This window comes from Streptomyces sp. NPDC058052 (assembly GCF_042885515.1).
Classification (GTDB): domain Bacteria; phylum Actinomycetota; class Actinomycetes; order Streptomycetales; family Streptomycetaceae; genus Streptomyces.
On the sequence record NZ_JBHVRX010000002.1, the window covers coordinates 324900 to 343375 of the forward strand.

General features: G+C 75.8%; 17 protein-coding genes. 7 read left to right on the forward strand and 10 right to left on the reverse strand.

Annotated elements, in window-relative coordinates; translation table 11 throughout:
- Positions 1–5 precede the first annotated feature (5 nt).
- Both helR and ACFVU3_RS04065 read right to left on the reverse strand, forming a co-directional pair.
- Positions 6–2165, reverse strand: coding sequence for an RNA polymerase recycling motor ATPase HelR (helR, locus tag ACFVU3_RS04060; protein WP_390063662.1), 2160 nt, complete (start codon positions 2163–2165; stop codon positions 6–8).
- Between the two features lie 241 nt (positions 2166–2406).
- Complete coding sequence (locus ACFVU3_RS04065; protein WP_390063663.1) at positions 2407–2688, reverse strand: hypothetical protein; 282 nt, start codon at positions 2686–2688, stop codon at positions 2407–2409.
- 202 nt (positions 2689–2890) lie between these two features.
- Between ACFVU3_RS04065 and ACFVU3_RS04070 the strand changes: the two genes are divergently transcribed.
- Positions 2891–3553: a GPP34 family phosphoprotein gene (locus ACFVU3_RS04070; protein WP_390063433.1), complete on the forward strand. Its 663-nt coding sequence runs from the start codon at positions 2891–2893 to the stop codon at positions 3551–3553.
- Positions 3554–3565: 12 nt separating this feature from the next.
- Here ACFVU3_RS04070 and ACFVU3_RS04075 read toward each other — a convergent pair whose 3' ends face one another.
- On the reverse strand, positions 3566–4162 hold the full coding sequence (locus ACFVU3_RS04075; protein WP_390063434.1) for an HD domain-containing protein: 597 nt from the start codon (positions 4160–4162) through the stop codon (positions 3566–3568).
- A 216-nt stretch (positions 4163–4378) separates the two neighbouring features.
- On the opposite strand from ACFVU3_RS04075, the gene ACFVU3_RS04080 reads away from it, so the two are divergent.
- Together ACFVU3_RS04080 and ACFVU3_RS04085 are read left to right on the forward strand one after the other, a co-directional pair.
- On the forward strand, positions 4379–5956 hold the full coding sequence (locus ACFVU3_RS04080) for a phosphodiester glycosidase family protein (protein WP_390063435.1): 1578 nt from the start codon (positions 4379–4381) through the stop codon (positions 5954–5956).
- A gap of 110 nt (positions 5957–6066) precedes the next feature.
- Entirely contained in the window at positions 6067–8100 is a 2034-nt protein-coding gene (locus ACFVU3_RS04085) for a SpoIIE family protein phosphatase (protein ID WP_390063436.1), read from the forward strand.
- On the opposite strand, the gene ACFVU3_RS04090 is transcribed toward ACFVU3_RS04085, so the two are convergent.
- Together ACFVU3_RS04090 and ACFVU3_RS04095 are read right to left on the reverse strand one after the other, a co-directional pair.
- Entirely contained in the window at positions 8072–8908 is an 837-nt protein-coding gene (locus ACFVU3_RS04090; RefSeq protein ID WP_390063437.1) for a hypothetical protein, read from the reverse strand. The genes ACFVU3_RS04085 and ACFVU3_RS04090 overlap by 29 nt on opposite strands.
- Positions 8909–9015: 107 nt before the next feature.
- A complete protein-coding gene (locus tag ACFVU3_RS04095; protein WP_390063438.1) occupies positions 9016–9663 on the reverse strand; it encodes a hypothetical protein in 648 nt (215 codons plus the stop codon).
- Between the two features lie 166 nt (positions 9664–9829).
- Here ACFVU3_RS04095 and ACFVU3_RS04100 point away from each other — a divergent pair, with 166 nt between their 5' ends.
- Positions 9830–10192, forward strand: a complete 363-nt coding sequence (locus ACFVU3_RS04100; RefSeq protein ID WP_390063439.1) for a YrdB family protein — start codon at positions 9830–9832, stop codon at positions 10190–10192.
- A 63-nt stretch (positions 10193–10255) separates the two neighbouring features.
- On the opposite strand, the gene secD is transcribed toward ACFVU3_RS04100, so the two are convergent.
- Both secD and ACFVU3_RS04110 read right to left on the reverse strand, forming a co-directional pair.
- Positions 10256–12565 (reverse strand): protein translocase subunit SecD, encoded by a 2310-nt coding sequence (secD, locus tag ACFVU3_RS04105; RefSeq protein ID WP_390063440.1) that lies wholly within the window; start codon positions 12563–12565, stop codon positions 10256–10258.
- A 127-nt stretch (positions 12566–12692) separates the two neighbouring features.
- A complete protein-coding gene (locus ACFVU3_RS04110) occupies positions 12693–13076 on the reverse strand; it encodes a hypothetical protein (protein ID WP_390063441.1) in 384 nt (127 codons plus the stop codon).
- A gap of 195 nt (positions 13077–13271) precedes the next feature.
- Between ACFVU3_RS04110 and ACFVU3_RS04115 the strand changes: the two genes are divergently transcribed.
- A complete protein-coding gene (locus ACFVU3_RS04115; RefSeq protein ID WP_390063442.1) occupies positions 13272–13964 on the forward strand; it encodes a lysophospholipid acyltransferase family protein in 693 nt (230 codons plus the stop codon).
- 27 nt (positions 13965–13991) lie between these two features.
- Here ACFVU3_RS04115 and ACFVU3_RS04120 read toward each other — a convergent pair whose 3' ends face one another.
- On the reverse strand, positions 13992–15068 hold the full coding sequence (locus tag ACFVU3_RS04120; RefSeq protein WP_390063665.1) for an enoyl-CoA hydratase/isomerase family protein: 1077 nt from the start codon (positions 15066–15068) through the stop codon (positions 13992–13994).
- Positions 15069–15397: 329 nt separating this feature from the next.
- Between ACFVU3_RS04120 and ACFVU3_RS04125 the strand changes: the two genes are divergently transcribed.
- Together ACFVU3_RS04125 and ACFVU3_RS04130 are read left to right on the forward strand one after the other, a co-directional pair.
- Positions 15398–15583: a CsbD family protein gene (locus ACFVU3_RS04125; RefSeq protein ID WP_390063444.1), complete on the forward strand. Its 186-nt coding sequence runs from the start codon at positions 15398–15400 to the stop codon at positions 15581–15583.
- A gap of 66 nt (positions 15584–15649) precedes the next feature.
- On the forward strand, positions 15650–16306 hold the full coding sequence (locus tag ACFVU3_RS04130) for a GAP family protein (RefSeq protein WP_390063445.1): 657 nt from the start codon (positions 15650–15652) through the stop codon (positions 16304–16306).
- A 30-nt stretch (positions 16307–16336) separates the two neighbouring features.
- Here ACFVU3_RS04130 and ACFVU3_RS04135 read toward each other — a convergent pair whose 3' ends face one another.
- The gene (locus ACFVU3_RS04135; RefSeq protein ID WP_390063447.1) at positions 16337–16762 is read right to left on the reverse strand and encodes a hypothetical protein; all 426 of its coding nucleotides are present in this window, start codon (positions 16760–16762) and stop codon (positions 16337–16339) included.
- A gap of 105 nt (positions 16763–16867) precedes the next feature.
- Entirely contained in the window at positions 16868–18202 is a 1335-nt protein-coding gene (locus ACFVU3_RS04140) for a cation:proton antiporter (RefSeq protein WP_390063448.1), read from the reverse strand.
- Positions 18203–18476: the final 274 nt, after the last annotated feature.

Here is an 18476-nt window from a genome sequence, read left to right on the forward strand (position 1 = left end):
GCCGGTCAGACGGTGGTGAGGACGACGAGCCGCTGGGTGGCCCGGGTCATCGCCACGTAGTGGTCCACCGCGCCCTCGACGCCCTCCCCGTACTCCTGCGGGTCGACGAGGACGACGAGGTCGAACTCCAGGCCCTTGGAGAGGCTCGGGGTGAGCGCCCTGACCCGGGGGCGGTCGCCGAGCCCGGGCAGGCGTCCCTCGGCGGCGATGACGCAGGCGACGCCGTCGGCATGGTCCGCGAGCCAGGCGTCGAGGACGGTGTCCAGGTCCGTGACGGGGCCGTGGACGACGGGCAGGCCGCTCGCGCGGACCGAGGTCGGCACGTTGGCGTCCGGGAGGACGGCGCGGATGACCGGCTCGGCCTCGGCCATGACCTCCTCCGGGGTGCGGTAGTTGATGCTCAGGGAGGCCATCTCGATCCGGTCGAGACCGATCCGCTCCAGGCGCTCGCGCCAGGTCTCGGTGAAGCCGTGCCGGGCCTGGGCGCGGTCGCCGACGATGGTGAAGCTGCGGGACGGGCAGCGGAGCAGCAGCATCTGCCACTCGGCGTCGGTGAGCTCCTGGGCCTCGTCGACGACGACGTGGGCGAAGGGACCGGCCAGCGGGTCGGTGGTGGCGGCGGGCAGGCCGGCGTCGTCCACCAGGCTGTCCTGGAGGTCCTTGCCGAGGAGCATGGTGACGGCGCCCTCGCCGTCGTCGTCGGAGCGCACGATGCTGTCGATGACGCCGGCCATCCGCTCCTTGCGGGCGGCCAGGGTCGCCTTCTCGCGGCGCTTGCGGGCGGCGGAGCGGGGGTCGCCGAGCCGCTGCCGGGCCGCGTCGAGGTAGGGCAGGTCGGACTCGGTCCACGCCTGGGCGTCGGCCCGCTGGAGGGTCCGCACCTCGTCCCGGTCGAGCCAGGGGGCGCACAGGCGCAGATAGGCGGGGACGGTCCACAGGTCGCCGACGAGGTCGGTGGGCTCCAGCATGGGCCAGGCGCGGTCGAGGGTGGAGACGAGCTCCCGGTCGTGGCGCAGGGCACGCTCGAAGAGGACCTCCGGGACCTCGTCGGCCGCCTTCTCCTTCAGGAGGGTGACGAGCTCCTCCCAGATCAGTTCGCGGGCCTCGTTGTGCGGGGTGCTGGGGCCGGGCGCGTCGAAGACCTCGGCCCAGTCCTCCGCGGTGACGGTGAGGTCGCCCCAGTCGGTGGTGACGCGGGTGGCCTCGGACGGCGGCTCCTCGTAGAAGCGGACGGCCTTCTCGATGCCGCGGACGAGGGCGGCGGAGGACTTGAGCCGGGCGACCTCGGGGTCCTTCTCGGGCCCGGCGGCGGCGCCCTCGGGGACGAGGTCGCGGACGGTGCAGGTGCGGACGCCCTCCTCGCCGAGGCTGGGCAGCACGTCGGAGACGTACGCGAGGTAGGGCTGGTGGGGGCCGACGAAGAGGACGCCGCCGCGGCGGTGGCCGAGCCGGGGGTCGGAGTACAGGAGGTAGGCGGCGCGGTGGAGGGCGACGACGGTCTTGCCGGTGCCGGGGCCGCCGTCGACGACGAGGGCGCCGCGCGAGCCGGCGCGGACGATGGCGTCCTGGTCGGCCTGGATGGTGGAGAGCACGTCGCGCATCCGCTCGGAGCGGTTGGTGCCGAGGCTGGCGATGAAGGCCGACTGGTCGTCGAGGGCCGCGTGGGCGTCGAGGCCGCCCTCGGTGAAGACCTCGTCCCAGTAGTCGGTGATGCGTCCGCCGTTCCAGCGGTAGCGGCGGCGGCTCGCGAGGCCCATCGGGTGGGCGTGGGTGGCGCCGAAGAAGGGTTCGGCGGCGGGCGAGCGCCAGTCGACGAGCAGCCGGTTCCCGGCGCTGTCGGTGAGGCCGAGCCGTCCGATGTAGAGGGGCTCGGAGCCGTCGGCGGAGACGATCCGCCCGAGGCAGAGGTCGAGCCCGAAGCGGCGCAGGGCGCGCAGCCGGCCGGAGAGCCGGTGGACCTCCAGGTCGCGCTCCATCGCCTCGCGGCCCACGCCGCCCGGCGCGCGGCGCACGGCGTCGAGCCGCTCGGAGAGCTCGGCGATGGCGAGGTCGAGGCTCTCCGCGACGGCGGCGAAGTGCTGCTCGTCGTCGGCGATCAGCGCCGGGGCGGCCTTGGCGGCGAGGCGGTCGGGAAGCTCGAAGGGGCCGGTGGTGCGCTGAGGCATGGGCACGCGTGCAACTCTCGTTTCGGCTGGTGACGGGGTAGGTGTGCGATTGTGCGGCATGTGGGGGGCCTTGCCGCAAGGCCCCCCTTGCGCTATACCTTGAGTATGGCGGGAGGTGTTCCCGCCTTTTTCTGTACCCGGCTCTTCTGTGCCCCGGCTTCCGTGCCCGGCTTCCGCGGGCCCGGTCCTTCCCCGTCCGGCTCCTTCCGTGCCCGGCCCCGTCGGCCGTGGCTCCGGTCGGTCAGCGGGTGTCGCCGGACCAGTCGAACCGCGCCGGGTCGCCCGCCCGGGGACCGTACACCGCCTTGCCTCCGGGTCCGAAGCTGCCCAGCTCCGTCTCCAGGACGGCTCCGGCCCGAATCCGCTCGCCGGTCCAGTCGGTCACGTCGAGCAGCAGCCCGTCGAGCGGGCCGCCGACGAGCTCCGCGTAGGCCCGCCCGGGGCGTGGTCCGGGGCGCGGGTCGTCGTGGTCCTGGCCGTAGACCCGGCCCCGCAGAAGCTCCTCGTCACGGTCCCCTCCCATGCCGCCGCCCTTCCCCCGGTCACGGGGAGTGTCGCTCTGCCTGTCCATGGCCTCAGCGTGACAGCCGCCACTGACAACGGCCCGCCGGCCGGCCCCGTACGGACGTTCCCGGGGGTCCGGTGGAACCTGAGGGGCCTCCGGCCCGTCTTCCGGAGGAGAGCCGCCGGAGCGTGTCCGGCGGCCCCCACCAGGAAGGATGCCGATGACGATCACGCTCGCCGAGGAGATCACCCTGCTGTCGCTGGACGACGAGTCCGGGGCGGCGAAGGAGCGGCAGGCCGCCTCGTGGGCGGTCGCGGGCGGCATCCTGCTGGACCTGGCGATCGCCGGGCGGGTGTCGGTCACCGGCGGGCGGCTGGCCGTCACGGACGAGAGCCCCACCGGGGAGCCGCTGCTGGACGAGCGGCTGGCGCTGATCGCGGCCTGGGCGGGGAAGAAGGGCAAGGCGCCGAAGGTCACGGAGTGGCTGACGAAGGACCAGACGAAGGCGCCGGCCGCGACGGTGGCGCGCCTGTGCGAGCGGGGCCTGGTCGTGGAGGAGAAGCACAAGGTCCTGGGCCTGTTCCCGGTGCGGCGCTACCCGGAGGCCGACGGCTCGGTGGAGCGGGAGCTCCGTGAGCGGCTGCGGGCCGTGGTCCTCGACGGCGCCGCGCCGGACGAGCGGACGGCCGGGCTGGTCGCGCTGGTGCACGGGGCGAAGCTGCACCGCCTGGCCTTCCCCGGGGTGCCGCGCAAGGAGGTCTCCGCCCGGATGGAGAAGCTCGCGGACGGCCAGTGGGCGGCCGCGGACGTCCGGAAGGCGATCCGGGACATGCAGGCGGCGATGGCCGCGGTGTCGGTGGCCACGATCGTCGTCGTCACCTGACCTCGTCGGGGCTCAGGTCACGGCGTGGCCGTACGCGGTGGCCAGGGCGTCGAGTTCGGGGTCCCCGTACAGCCGGCGCAGGGCCTGGAAGACGGTGACCTTCTCCTGGCCGAAGCGGCCGATGCGCACCTCGAAGGTGTCCGGGGAGACGAACCGCGGCGGGGTGCTCTTGCTGTGGAACTTGTCGGCGTACATGACCATCCGCTCCTCGGGCGTGACGGGCACGTAGTCGGCGGGCGGGATGGGCAGGCCCTGGGCGAGGATGTCCTCCTGGGTCAGGCCCACGCCCGTGTGGCAGGAGCAGAAGCGGCAGAGGGCCTCGGGCAGGCCCTCCTCCGCGAGCAGCTGGTGGCCGAGGACGCCGTGGGTGACGTACGAGGTGCCGTCGATGCGACCGGCGGCGTCGTACAGCCGGTAGACGCCGATGTCGTGCAGCAGGCAGCCGGCGCGGACGAGCGCGGCGTCGGCGCCCCGGCCGGAGCGGGAGAGCAGCTGGTCGGCGATGGCGGCGACGATCTCGCAGTGGGTGAAGACGAGTTCGAAGGCGGCGTCGCTGGGGGCGTGCTTCCGGTGCAGCGCCCGGATTTCGTCGTATGAGGGGATCTCCACTCCGGAAGGATAACGGGGCGGGATCCCGGTCCCGCCGGGGTACGGCGGGCGGGTGACGTCCGGGGACGCGCCCGCCGGCGGGCCGCCCTCCGGGAGAAGGAGGGGAGCCCGGCGTTCCGCGGATCTGCGGACGGCGTCGAACTCTCCTTCGCTTTGCGGCAACTGACGACGTGTTGTCTCATCGGACAGGTGCGTTCCGATGACGGAAGGACTTCCATGCAGCGCAGGTCCCTCTCCCTCCTGGCGGCCGCGGCGGTCCTTTCGGCCGCGTCCGTCTCCCTCGCCGAGGCCCGCCCGGCCCGCTCCTCCGCCGCCCCCCACCCCGTGCACGGCGCCGTCCAGGTCACCAGCACGCCGGCCCGGGGCGTGACGCTCACCTCCCTCACGTACGGGCAGCGGGACGCCGACCACGTCTGGACCGTCCAGGTCGGCCTGCCCCAGCTCCCCGACGGACCGTTCGCCGGGGCGCCGCTGGCTCTGGGGCCGCGCGAGACCGCGCTGCGGGTGGCGGAGGCGGTGCGGGCGGCGGACTTCGAGCCGCGCGTCGAGGAGGTGACCACCCCGGCCTACGCGGACCTGCGGCCGGGGGTGCTCGGCTGGACGGTACGGGCCGGCCGGTCCGCGGACGAGGCCGGGGCGACCGCGCTCGCCGACCAGCTCCGGGCGGCCGGATTCACCGCCCGCACCCGCTACACCGCGCAGGACGGCACCGACGACGACGCGCCCCAGCGCGTCCACGTCCTGCGGATCGACCTCGACGCCTTCGGCGGCAGCCTGCAGACCGGTCACGGCCCCACCCTCCACGGCACCGAGAAGCTGACCGCCCTGATCGGCGCCACGGGCGCCGTCGCCGGCGTCAACGGGCAGTGGTTCTACGACAACGCCCCCGGCGGTCTGTACGTGAAGGACGGCCGGATCCTCGGCTCCGCCACCCAGGGACGGGCCGGCGTCCGGCTGGAGCGCGGCGGGCGGTCCTTCGCCGTCGACACGTTCACGGCACGGGTGACGGTCACGGCGGCCGGGGAGACCGCGGAGGTCGACGGGGTCAACCGGCTTCCCGGCGTGATCTGGAACTGCGGCGGCGTCGGCGGCGACCTGCCGACCGAGCGCCCGCAGCACGACGTCCGGTGCACCGACGCCGACGAGCTCGTCCGGTTCACCCCCGAATGGGGCGCTCCCCCGGCCGGTCCCGGCGCGGAGGCCGTCCTCGACGCCCGGGGCCGGGTGACGGCCGTCCGCGCCACCCGCGGCGCCCCCGTCCCGCCCGGCGGCTCGACCCTCCAGGCCACCGGCGACGCCGCCGCCTGGCTGCTGCGGACCGCGCGCGCCGGCGCGACGCTCACCTTCACCGAGCGGGTCCAGGACGGGCGCGGCCTCCCGGTCCCCCTCCGGCCCGACACCACGATCCTCCAGGTCGGTCCTGCCCTGGTCCGCGACGGGCAGGTCGCGGTGAACGCGGTGGCCGACGGCATCGTCCGCGAGGGCCCGGACCCGTCCTTCACCTACGACTGGACGGTCCGCGCCAACCCCCGGTCCATGATCGGCGTCGACGACGGGGGCCGGCTGATGCTGGTCGTCGCCGACGGTCGCCGCCCCGGCACCAGCGAGGGCCTCGGCGTCGACGGCGCCGCCCGCCTGATGCAGGCCCTCGGCGCCCGCGAGGCGCTCAACCTCGACGGCGGCGGTTCGAGCGTCCTCGCGACGGCCGCGGGGGTCGTCAGCCGCCCCTCCGACGCGGCCGGCGAACGGGCCGTCGGCACCGGCCTGCTCCTCCTCCCGCCGCCCGCGCGCTGACGTCCTCCCCGGGGCGCGGCCCGGCGGACGGGGGCGCGGCGACAGGCGGAGCGCCCCCGGAACGGCCAGACTGGGCCTGGACCGGATGTCGACCGCTGGCAGGGGTGCACATGTCCGAGGACGTTCCCTCCGCGCTCGACCGCGCCGTCCTCGACACCGTGTTCCGGCAGACCGCGGTCGGCGTGCACGTCCTCGACCGCGATCTGCGGGTGGTCCGGGTCACCGGCGCCACCCTCGCCACCCGGGGCGTCGCGGCGGAGGAGGTGCTGGGGCGGCCGGCGGCCGAGGCGTACCGGGTCTTCGGCGTCGAGGTGAAGGAGAGCGTGCTCCGCGAGATCCTCGACGGCGGGCCGCCGCTGCGGGACGTCCTCGTGCCGGGCCGGCCGCCGCACGCCGCCGGCCACGAGCACGTCTACTCCGTGTCCGTGTACCCGCTGCGCGCACCGGGAGCGGGCGGCGAGAAGCGGCCGTCGATCGGGCTCGTCGCCACCGTCATGGACGTCACCGAGCGGATCCGGGCCCAGCAGCGGCTGGGGCTGCTGTACGAGGCCCGCGACCGGATCGGGCGGACCCTGGACGTGGAGCGGACCGCCCGTGAGCTCGTCGAGGTGACCGTGCCCGGGTTCGCCGGGTCGGTCGTGGTCGCGCTGACCGACGCCGTGCTGCGCGGCAAGCCGCCGGAGCTGCGCCGGCCGGGCGAGACGCCGCTCCTGCGCTGCACCGCGGTGGGCGGCTCCGGCGACGCCGGCGCGGACGGCCCGCTGCCGGAGCCGGGCGCGGTCCTGCTGCCCGGCCTGTTCGGCGAGCGGCTGCCCACCGCGCCGGAACTCGTGGGCGCGGACGGGGACGTACGGGTGGTGGCGCCGCTCGCGGTCCGCCAGCAGCTGCTGGGGGCCGTGGTGTTCCGGCGCCCGCCCGGGGCCGATCCGTACACCGAGGACGACCTGGCGCTCGTCGAGGGCGTGACGGCGCACACCGCGACCTGCCTGGAGAACGCGCTCCGCTTCACCCGCGAGCACATCGTGATGACCGCGCTCCAGTCCTGGCCGCTGCGCCCCGAGGGCGAGACCCGGCACGCCGTCGACGTGGCCCAGCGGCACCGGTCGGGCGGCACCGGCGCGGGCTCCTGGTTCGACGTCGTCCCGCTGCCGGGCGCGCGGGTGGCGCTGGTGGTGGGGCAGGTGGAGCGGCCGGGGCTGAGTTCGGTGGCGACGATGGGCCGGCTGCGGACCGCCGTCTACAGCCTGACGACGCTGGACCTCGCCCCGCACGAACTGCTGGCCCGGCTCCACACCGTGACCCGGCGTCTCGCCCGGGAGCAGGGACGCCACGGCGCGGACGAGGCCGCGGCGAGCTGCACGATCGCCGTCCACGACCCGGTGACGGGGCGCCTGGACCTCGCCCGCGCGGGCTCCTCGCTCTGTGTCGCCGTCCGGCCGGACGGCTCCCTCGACGCGGACCTGGTGGACGAGGGTCCGCTGCTCGGCGGCGTGGACGGCCCCCCGTTCGCCTGCTCCTCGCACCTCCTTCCGGAGGGCACCACCCTGTGCCTGGCCTCCTCCGCGCGCGCCGACGGTGGCCCGACGCAGGCCCGGGTCGCGGAGGCGCTGGCCTCACCCGGCCGCGGCCCCCATCCCATGGCGGACGACCTGGCGGAACTCCTCGCGCCCGAACGGGTCCTGCTGGTGGCCCGCACGCTGCGGCTGCCGGCCTCGGACGTCGCCGAGTGGGAGGTGCCGGGCGAGCTGTCCGCGGTGGCGCCGGTACGGCACGCGGCGGAGGAACGCGTACGGGAGTGGGGTCTGGCCGTGGACCCGCTCACCGTCGAGCTGATCGTCAGCGAACTCGTCACCAACGCGGTCCGGCACGGCGCCCCGCCGTACGCCCTCCGGCTGCTCCGGGGAGAATCCACGCTCACCGTGGAGGTGCGCGACGGCGCGGCCACCGCCCCGCACCTGCGCCACGCGAAGGCCGGCGACGAGGGCGGCCGCGGTCTGCACATCTGCTCGACGCTGGCGCAGGCGTGGGGCGTCCGGTACGAGGAGGCGGGCAAGACGGTGTGGGCGGAGGTCGCGCTGGACGGCTCCCGGGACTGGGCCGACCCGCCCCGGCGGGTCAGGCGAGGCCGTACGACCGGGCCGTGAGGGGGGTGACGGCGTGCGGTGCCGCCACGACGCCGAAGCCGTGGTTGGCGGCGACGGCGCGGATGTGGTCGGCGGAGAGCGAGCCGTGCCGTTCGAGGACCAGCGCGGGCAGGCCCGAGCGGGTGTGCCCGGCGGTGCGGTGGAAGGACAGGACGCTGACGGAGGTCGGCCGGTGGAAGGGATGGCGCCGGCGGGCGGCCTCCTCGTCGGCGTGGGCCAGGACCCGGACGCCGGGCTCGGCGCCGAACGCGTCGGCGAGGCCCTCGGCCCGCCAGTGCGCGGGCTCCTCGGCCCGGCCGGTCAGGTGGTGCGAGCGGTTGGCGGAGGTGACGGCGAGGAAGTCGCCACCGGTCCGGCCGAGCGCGGCGCCGAGGAAGGCGTGCGACGGGCAGTGGGTGCCGGGCACGATGACCCGCACGGTACGGGTGCCGCCGTCGGTGGCGGCGAGCGCGCCGGGCACCCGGTCGGCCGCCGGTCCGCGCAGGCCGACGGGTCCGATCCCGAGCAGTTCGTCCATCAGCGACCGCACCTGCTGCCGGGGCACACCGTCGGGGAGCCGGGTCCAGTCGAAGGCGGCGGGGATCCGCTCGGGGACGGTGACGAGGCTCGCGGTCCGCCCCGCGGGACGGCCCTTCATCCGGTTCACCCGCTCGACGGTCTCGCGGTCGGGACGGAAGGCCAGCGCGTAGATGTTGCCGAACCCGTGCGCCACGGCCCGTCCTTCGGCGAGTGCCGTGGCCGCCTCCCGTACGTCCTCCGGGTCGTCGAGCACCCAGGTCCTCACCGCCGTGGCCTGCTGAACGCTCACGGAAACCACCTCCGCGTCTTCGCCGTGTGATCGTTTTACGCGTGCAACGACCCAACGCTGCCGGGGTCACCCGAACCGCCCCTTCGGCCCACGCGCCCCTCCCCCGGTCACCCGACGTGCACGGCCACCGCGCACAGCCCGTACCCCTTGGCCACCGCCGTCCGCCACACCCGCGGCGGCCCGTCGAGCACGGACTCCTCCCCGTCCCCGTACCAGAGCCGGTCCCGCGCCTCGGCCGCGGCCCGTTCGGCCGCGGAGAAGGCGAAGGCCCGCTCGACCGCCGGCAGCGCGGCGGCCGTCTCGGCGGCGGTGAGCAGGAAGTTTCCGCACCAGCCGGGGAGGAGCGCGGCGCGGGCGGGGCCGAGGGCGTGGAAGAGGGAGGAGACCGCGTACTCCTTGCGGTGGACGGAGAAGAACACGTCCTCCTCGTCGAGGTCCTGGTCCCAGACGCCGTCCATGACGTGGAAGTCGGGGTCCCGGGTGCCGTCGCAGACATCCTCCACGGCCGGTCCGGGGCAGGTGAGTTCGTGGAACGCCCCGATCGCCGCCGGGTCGGCGGCCGGCGTCCCGGGCGGCGGCGCGACCGCGTACCAGGTGCGGTGGTCGGGCAGGGGCGCCCGGCACCACGCCGCCCAGCGCTCCCGCGCGCCGGGCCGGTCGCGGTCCTCGCGGAGCGCGGGCAGCAGGCGGGGGGCGAGAGCGGCGATGGTGGTGTCCGGGTGGGCGGTGACGGCCCAGGCGCTGGTGAATCCCATGTCCGGTGACGGTAGCCCGGGGGACCGACAGCGGCCTCGGGCCGCGGTCGCCGAACTCGCTGGGCGGGGAGGGGAGATGGCGTCTACGATCACGTGTTCGCCTCGGAGCACGCGCTCCGGGGCTCCGTTGCGAACTGCCGGGCGCCGCCCGGCGAGAGGACGTCACATGAAGGCTGCGCACGTGCTGAACGATCTCCTGGCCTTCCTGTGGGAGATGCTCGCGCTGGGAGTGCTCGCCTGGTGGGGGTGGAGCGTCGTCGATCCGGTGTGGCTGCGGGTGGTGACGGCCGTCGCGGCGCCGGGGGCGGCGGCGACGCTCTGGGGGCTGTTCGCGGCCCCGAAGGCGCGGTTCCAGGTGCCGGTCGCCGCGGTCCTGGTGGTGAAGACGCTCGTCTTCGGGGCGGCGGCGCTGGCCCTGGCGGGGCTCGGGCACGACACGTGGGCCGTGGTGTTCGGCGTCGTGGCGGCGGCGAACACGGTGTTCGTGACGGTGTTCCGGCGGTCCTCCTCGTACGGGTACGGGCACTGACGCCCGGCCGCGCCGGTCACGGCCCCCCGGGAGGGCGGCCGTGACCGGTGGCGGCTCGGTCCGTCAGACGACCGCGCCCGTGGGGTCGGCGGTCCGGCTCCGCGCGGGGCGGGCGGGGGCCGGGGAGCGGGATTCGAGGGTGACCGTCAGCGGGAGGGCCGTGAAGACGGTCGAGGCCATGCCCAGGACGACGCCGGCGAGCAGCGCCACGGAGAAGTCCGTCAGGGTGTCGCCGCCGAGGACGGCGAGGGCGGCCAGGACGAAGAGGGCGCCCATGCCGGTGTTGACCGTGCGGGGCAGGGTCTGGGCCACCGCGCGGTCGGCGAGGTCCGCGAGGGGCAGCCGGCCGCCCTTGCGGCGCAGTTCGCGGAGGCGGTCGAGGACGACGACCGAGTCGTTGACCGAGTAGCCGACGACCGTCAGCAGCGCGGCCAGGAACACGCTGTCCACCGGCTTGCCGAGCCAGGCGAAGAGACCGACGACGAGCAGGACGTCCTGGACCATCGCGGCGACCGCCGCCGCCGCGTACGTCCAGCGGAAGCGGACGGACAGGTAGGCGAGCTGGGCGGCGACGGCGAGGCCGAGGGCCAGGAGCGCGTGGGTGCGCAGCTCGCCGCCGAGGCTCGGGCCGATCAGGTCGTCGCGTTCGACGGTGACCGGGCCCGCCGCCTCGGTGAGGGCCTCGGTGATGCGGCCGTGGGCCTCGTCGTCGGTCTCCCCCACCCGGACGGTGACGTCCCGGCCGCCGTCGCCGGTGGTCTGGACGACGGCGTCGGGGAAGCCGGCCGCGGCGACGGCCGCGCGGGCCGCGTCGGCGTCCACCGGCCGGGTGGCGGTGTACTGGACGTCCCGGCCGCCGGTGAACTCCACGCCCAGCTCGACGCCCCGCACGCCGATCCCCGCGAGGGCGACCAGGAGCAGCGCCGTGCTGACGGTGAACCAGCGGCGCCGGTGGACCATCAGCCGGGGTGCCCGGCGGTTGAGCCGCGTGCGGAGCCGGCCGAGGCCGGCCATGCCGGTGAGCGCGGGCCTGCGGCGTACGGCGGGCAGGGCGAGGGCCGCGTCGGCGAGCAGCCGGGTGATCACCATCGCGGTGAGCATCGAGGCGAGGACGCCGATGGCGAGGGTCACCCCGAAGCCCTTCACGGGGCCGGTGGCGAAGGCGAAGAGGAGGCCGGCGGCGAGGAGGGTGGTGATGTTGGAGTCCGCGACGGCGCTCCACACCTTGCCGAAGGCGGCCGCGAGCGGGCGGCGCGGGTCGCGGGTCGCGGCGGAGCGGCCGAGGGCGGCGTACTCCTCCCTCGCCCGTTCGAAGACGAGGACGTTGGCGTCGACGGCGATGCCGACGGCGAGGACGAAACCGGCGAGGCCGGGAAGGGTGAGGGTGGCGCCGAGCGCGACGACCGCCGCGTACGAGATCAGGCCGTAGAGGAGCAGGGCGATCGTGGCGAGGAGGCCGAGGAGCCGGTAGACGGCGATGACGAAGACGCCGGTGCAGGCGAGGCCGATGACGGCGGCGAGGGCGCTGGCGCGGATGGCCTCGGCGCCGAGGGTCGGGCCGACGGTGCTCTGCTCGACGGTGGTGACGGGGACCGGCAGGGCGCCGCCCTCGACGAGTGCGGCGAGGTCGCGGGCCTCCTGGGCGGAGAACCCGCCGGTGATCTGGGTGGCGCCGCCGGCGATACCGCTGCCGCAGGCCACGCCGGTCTGCATGGCGGGGGCGGAGACGATCCGCCCGTCGAGGACGATCGCGACCCGGCGGGCGGGGTCGCCGGCCGGGGCGCAGGCGGCCTCGCCGGTGAGGCGGGCCCAGTCGGCCGCGGCGCCGTCGCGGAAGGCGAGGTCCACGGTCCAGCCGCGCCCGCTCGTGGTGTCGAGGACGGCCTCGGCGCTCTTCACGCCGTCGCCGGTGAGGGCCGGCGCGGCGAGGGTGAGGAAGCCGCCGGAGCCGGGGGCGGCGTCGGGGTCGGCGAGGACCCTGGTGCCGTCGGTGGCGGCGGGCTTCGCCGGGCCGCCGGACGCGCCGGTGACGGCGTGGATGGTGAGCTGGGCGGTGCGGCCGATGACCTCGGCGGCCTCGCGCGGGTCGCGGAGACCGGGGAGTTCGACGACGATCCGGTTCTCGCCGGAGCGGGCGAGCGACGGCTCGGCCACCCCGAGGCCGTCGACGCGCTTGCGGAGCACCTCCAGGGCGCGGTCGGTGGCCTCGGCGTCGGCGCGGACCCCGGGGGCGTCCCGGGTCTCCAGGACGATCCGGGTGCCGCCGCGGAGGTCGAGGCCGAGACGGGGCGAGGTGGTGAGGGCGGTCCAGAGGGCGAGCGCGACGACGGCGAGCGCGAGGAGCGCGCGCCGGAGCACGGCGGACGAAGGCATGGGTTCTCCACGGGCGGTGCACGGCCGTGCGCCGGGACGGCGGGCCGTGCGGGGCGAGCTGGGGTACGCGCGCGTGGCCGGGCTGCGGGCATGCCGGGGGCCCGGACGGCGGCGCGGTGGAACGGCGTCAGCTGTGCCGGGTGGAGGGTGGCCCCCGAGGGGCCGTGGGGACGGACGGGAGGCCGGGCGGCGCGCGCTCCCGGCGGGGGTCGCCCGCGACGCGGCCGCGTCCGGGTGCCTCGTCGGCGCTCCGGACGACCGGGGGCGCGGCGGGCGGCGCCGGGAACCGTACCGACTGTTCGACGACGGCGGGCAGTTCCGCGGTCTCGGCGGCCGCCACGTGGGTGTCGGGCGCGGACACCGCCGGGTCGAGGGCCGCGACGGCGACCGTCGGGCTGCCGATGCCGACGGCGGCGCTCGCGGGGGCCACGAGGAACGCGCAGAGCGCGCAGAGGAGCGCCGGCAGGAGCCGGGCCAGGGCGCGGACGGAGGACGGCTTCGTGACGTGCACCGCCCACCCCCGTCCTCCGTCGTGACCTCGCGTCGGGCCAGCCTAGACGGATCGGGGGGAGCGTGGGACACCAGGTGGGGGCGGGCGGCGGAGTTGAGTACGGGGTGAGTACGGGCGCCCATGCCGGAGGCGGGGGTTCCGGCCGACGATGGGCGGGCCGTCGTCGTACCGGTTCCGAAGGTGGAGGGTCCGCCCGTGCTCAGTCGTCTCGCCGCACATCTCGTCCCGTTCTTCGGGCGGTTGACCGTGACCGCGGATCCCGCCGCGCGGATCGAGCCGGGCAGCATCATCGTGGTCAACCACACCTCGCTCGCCGACCCGGCGCTGGTGCTGGCCGCGCTGCGGCGGCGGCTCGGCGCCGAGCCGGTGCTGCTCGCGGCGGCGGGGCTGTGGCGGGTGCCGGGGCTGGGGCGGGCGCTGTCGCGGGACGGGTACGTGCCGGTGCACCGCAACACCGCGCACGCCTCGGCCGCGCTGGACCGGGCCGCGGTGGCGCTCGCCTCGGGGCGGCCGGTGATGCTCTACGCGGAGGGCCGGATCCCGCCGCGCCGGGAGGCGTCGGAGGCGCCGCCGGAGGAGTTCCGCACCGGGCTGGCGCGGCTCGCCGGGGCGACGGGCGCACCGGTGGTGCCGGTCGGGCAGGCCGGGGCGCGCCGCATCACGTCGGGCGGGACGGTGAAGCAGATCGCGGGGGTGCTGACGGCCCCGCTGCGGCGCCCGTGCCTGCATGTGCACATCGGGGCGCCGCTGCGGCTGCCGGCGGACGTGCCGGCGGCGACGGCGCTGGCGCACGGGGCCGTCACGGAGGCGTGGCGGACGGCGGCGCTGGCGCTGGGCGAGCCGGCGGCAGGAGCGGAGCCGGCCGGTCGGCCGGCGGGGCCCGTCTGACCGTGCCGCCGCGGCCGTCGGGAAGGGTCAGCCGGGGCCGAGTCCGAGGTCGCCGCCGGGCGGGGGCGTGAAGTAGCGGGCGACGTCGGCGTCGGTGACCTCGGCGAGGGTGGCCGGCCGCCAGCGCGGGTTGCGGTCCTTGTCGACGACCTGGGCGCGGATGCCCTCGACGAGGTCGTGGCCGGTGACGGCGGCGCAGGAGGCGCGGTACTCCAGGTCGAGGACGGCTTCGAGGCTGCCGAGCGCGCGCCCGGCGCGCAGCACGGCGAGGGTGGCCTTGAGGGCGGTCGGGGACTTGGCGAGGAGGGTGGTCGCGGTCTCCTTGGCGGAGGGGACGCCACTGTCGAAGAGGCGGTCGACGATCTCCTCGACGGTGGGGGCGGAGTAGCAGGCGTCGATCCACTCGCGCTGCTCGGCGAGGACGCCGGGGGCGGGCGGGGTCGTGTGGCGGGCCAGGGCCTCGTCGGCGGGGAGGCGGGTGAGGTCGGCGGCGAGGGCGTCGAGCGCGCCGGCGGGGACGTGGTGGTCCGCGAGTCCGGTGAGGAGGGCGTCGGCGGCGCCGATCTGGCCGCCGGTGAGGGCGAGGTGGGTGCCGAGTTCGCCGGGGGCGCGGCCGAGGAGAAAGGTGCCGCCGACGTCGGGGACGAAGCCGATGCCGGTCTCGGGCATGGCGATCCGGGAGCGTTCGGTGACGACGCGGACGGAGCCGTGGGCGGAGACGCCGACGCCGCCGCCCATGACGATGCCGTCCATGAAGGCGACGTACGGCTTGGGGTAGCGGGCGATGCGGGCGTTGAGGCGGTACTCGTCGCGCCAGAAGGCGGCGGTGGCGGTGCCGTCGGCGAGGGCGTCCTCGTGGATGGCGCGGATGTCGCCGCCGGCGCACAGGCCCCGCTCCCCCGCGCCGCGCAGGACGACGGTGGTGACGGCCGGGTCGTGCTCCCAGGCGGTGAGGGCGGCGTCGAGGGCGCGGACCATGGGGTGGGTGAGGGCGTTGATGGCCCGGGGCCGGTCGAGGGTGAGGAGTCCGGCGCGGCCCTCGACGCGGCGCAGGACGTCCGCGTCCCGGTCGGCGGGGGCGTCGGCGGGGTGTTCGGCGGGCACGGCGATCACTCGGTCCTTCCCGGGGCACGGCACTGTGTCGCCGCCCACGGTACCGGGCGGGCGGCGGGGCCCCGGAGGCCGGTCCGGGCCCCGCCGGCGGGGGTCGGCCGACGGCGGGACGGCGGTCGCCGGCGGTGGGGGCCGGGTCCCGGCGGTGTCGGTCGCGGAGAGGTTCGGGGGCGCGGTCCGGCCGGTGGCCCCGGCGCGGCAGACGTCGATCACACCGGTCACCCGAGGAGCCGGTGACCCGTTCGCCGGGCCGACGGGCGGGGAGCGCGGGCGCGGCCTAGCGTGGATCCGGGGGACGGTCCTAAGGAGGGATCGCGGCCATGGGCACCACCGTCGACAGGGCCAAGGGCAAGGTCAAGGAGATCGCCGGGAAGCTGACCGGCGACGAGAGGATGGAGGCCGAGGGCCGGACGGACCGGACCAAGGCCGATCTGAAGAAGGCTCTGCGGAGCCTGCGCAAGCATGCCAGGGGCGTCGCGGACTCGCTGCGGCGGAAGCGCTCCTGACGGGCGCGGCCGTGCGGGCGGCGGAGCCGCGCTCCGGGGCGGCGTACGAGGGCAGGGGTCGGCGTCATGGTGCTTGACCTGCTGATGATCGGGCTGGCGGTGACCTTGTTCCCGCTGCCCGTGATGGCGTTCGTGCTGGTGGTGGCCTCGCCCCAGGGGGTGCGCAAGGGGCTGGTGTTCATCGTGTCCTGGCTGGCCTGCCTGGTGGCCGTGATCGGGATCGTCGTGCTGTTCACCGGCGGGCAGCCGCCGGCGCCGCGCTCCCCGCCGTCGAGAACGGCGCAGGTGGTGACGCTCGTCATCGGACTCGGACTGATCGGGTACGCCTGGTACCGGCGCCGCCGTGTCCTCCGGGGCGCGCCGGACACGGACGGCGCCGCGGAGAGGACGTCCGCGCCGGGCGGGGTCTCCGTCCGGTCGGCCGCGGTGCTCGCTCCGCTCCTCCAGCCGTGGGGCATGGTCGGCGCCGCGGCCGCGACCGTCGTCCACGCCGACCTCTCGGACGCCGGGAACGTGCTGGCCCTCGTCGTCTTCTGTCTCCTCGCCACGTCCACGCTGCTGGCGATGGAGCTGTCGATGGTGTTCTCGCCCGAGCGGGCCCATCGCACCCTGACCGGGCTGCACGGCTGGCTGAAGCGCCACAAGGAGCCCGCCGTCATCGGCGTCTGTCTGCTGCTGGGGCTGTGGCTGGTCAGTCGCAGCCTCTACCAGCTGACGTCGTGACGGGCTCCTCGTGGTGCCTCGGGCGCCGGACTACCGCACGATCGGGTTGTCGGACTTGACGACGCACAGCGCCCAGATGACGAAGCCGGACATGGCGATCATCAGGATCGACCAGGCCGGGTAGTAGGGCAGGGACAGGAAGTTCGCGATGACGACGAGGGCGGCGATGGCCACGCCGGTCACGCGCGCCCACATCGACGCCTTGGAGAGGCCGAAGCTGACGACGATGGCGACGGCGCCGAGGACGAGGTGGATCCAGCCCCAGCTGGTCAGGTCGAACTGGAAGACGTAGTTGGGCGTCGTGAGGAAGACCTCGTCCTCCGCGATCGCCATGATGCCCCGGAAGACGCCGACGACGCCGGTGATCCCGAGCATGACGGCGGCGAAGACGGTCAGTCCTCCCGCCCACAGCTGGCTCGTGCTGTCCGTCCGGTGCGGTGTGTGCGTGGCGGCCATGGTGGACCTCGCTCTCGATTCACCGGGTACGGACCGGCGCCCGGTACCCGCGTTCCTTCCATGGTCGTCCCGGACGCCCCGGCGCGCGCGGCGCGGCCGGAGCGCTCAGGTCGCGGGGGTGTCCGACCCTCCCAGGCGCCGGCGGCTCCTGGCCTCGGGAACGTCGGCGGACTCCTTCAGGTCGCCGCCGGAGGCCGCGAGGGCGCGGCGGTACCAGGCTCCGTAGGCGCCCGCGAGGGCCGGGGCGGTGGCGCCGTGGAGGAGGACGCTGAGGCCGACCGTGACGGCCACGACGCGGCCGATCGTCGTGGTGCCCGCGACGTGCTCCTCGGCGACCAGGAGCCCGAGGACCACCGAGGCCAGGCCGCGGGGCCCGAACCAGCCGATGTAGAGGACGGTGGGCGGGCGCAGACCGCTGCCGAGCAGGGAGAGGGCGACGGGGACGAGCCTGACCACGGTGAGACTGAGCAGCGCGTAGAGCACGATCTGCCAGGTGAGGTGCTGGAGGGCGGGACCGAGCAGGACGGCTCCGAAGAGGAACAGGGCGATCGAGGCGAGGAGTCCGCCGAGGTCCTCGGCGAGTTCGGGGGTGGTGTCCCGGCCTTCGTCGGGGCCCGGTGCGGGGGCTCCGGGGGGACTCACCGGAAGGGCGCGCAGGGCGTGGCCGAAGGCGAAGCCGGCGACCCAGGCGGCGATGAAGCCGCTGCCGTCGACGACGACGGCCAGTTCGTAGGAGAGGGCGGCGACGGCGAGGACGTAGACGTGGCGCCATTCCCGGGTGATCCAGCCGCGGGCCCGGGCCGCCTGGAGCAGCCGGCCGGCGAGATCTCCGGCGAGCAGGCCGATGGCGGTGCTGAGCAGCAGGGAGCGCCAGAAGGTGCCCCCGATGCCCTCGGCGGCGTACGTGGTGCCGGGCACGGCGGCGAGGAAGACGACGAAGAAGGGCAGGACCATGCCGTCGTTGAGGCCGCTCTCGACGTTGAGGCCCTGGCGGACCAGCGGCGGGACGCGCCGGTCGGAGAGGGCGGACTTGCCCAGCGCCGCGTCGGTGGGCGCCAGGATCACGCCGACCAGGGCGAGTTCCCACACGGTGAGTCCGGGCAGCAGGGGCCAGGCCAGCAGCCAGCCGGCCCCGATGCTCAGCAGGAGGCCGATCCCGAGCAGGCGCCGGGGCAGGAATCCGCCCCGCGTGAGGTCGCGGCGGCGGACGGCCATGGCGTCGGTGAACAGCACCAGCGTGAGGGCCGCCTCCAGGAGGGCGGTGATCGGCGCGGCGTCGTCGCCCCCGACGACGTCGAGGACGGCGGGGCCGAGGAGGACGCCGCAGCCGGTGAACACGATCGCCGAGGAGACGGGGGTCGTGGCGAGGCGCCGCGAGCCGAGGGCATAGGCGGCCGTGACACCGGCCACGGCCAGGACCGTCCACGCGCCACCACTCATGGGACCGCCTCCCTCGCCCGCCCGGCGGCGTCGCCGGCGGGGAGGCGGACGGAAGAGATGAAGGGGCGGGAAGGACTCACCCGCTTCTCGCGGATCCTGATTGCACGGTGCACGGCCTCGGGGGACCGCTACTCCGTGTCCTCACACGGAGTCCTTCCCGTCACCTCCATGAAAACACCCCGTCGCGCCGCCCGCAGCCGGACGACCTCCAGTCCCCAGGCGGCGAGCAGTTCGCGGTAGCGCGGGCTGGAGCTCAGCATGCTGGTCACGCCGG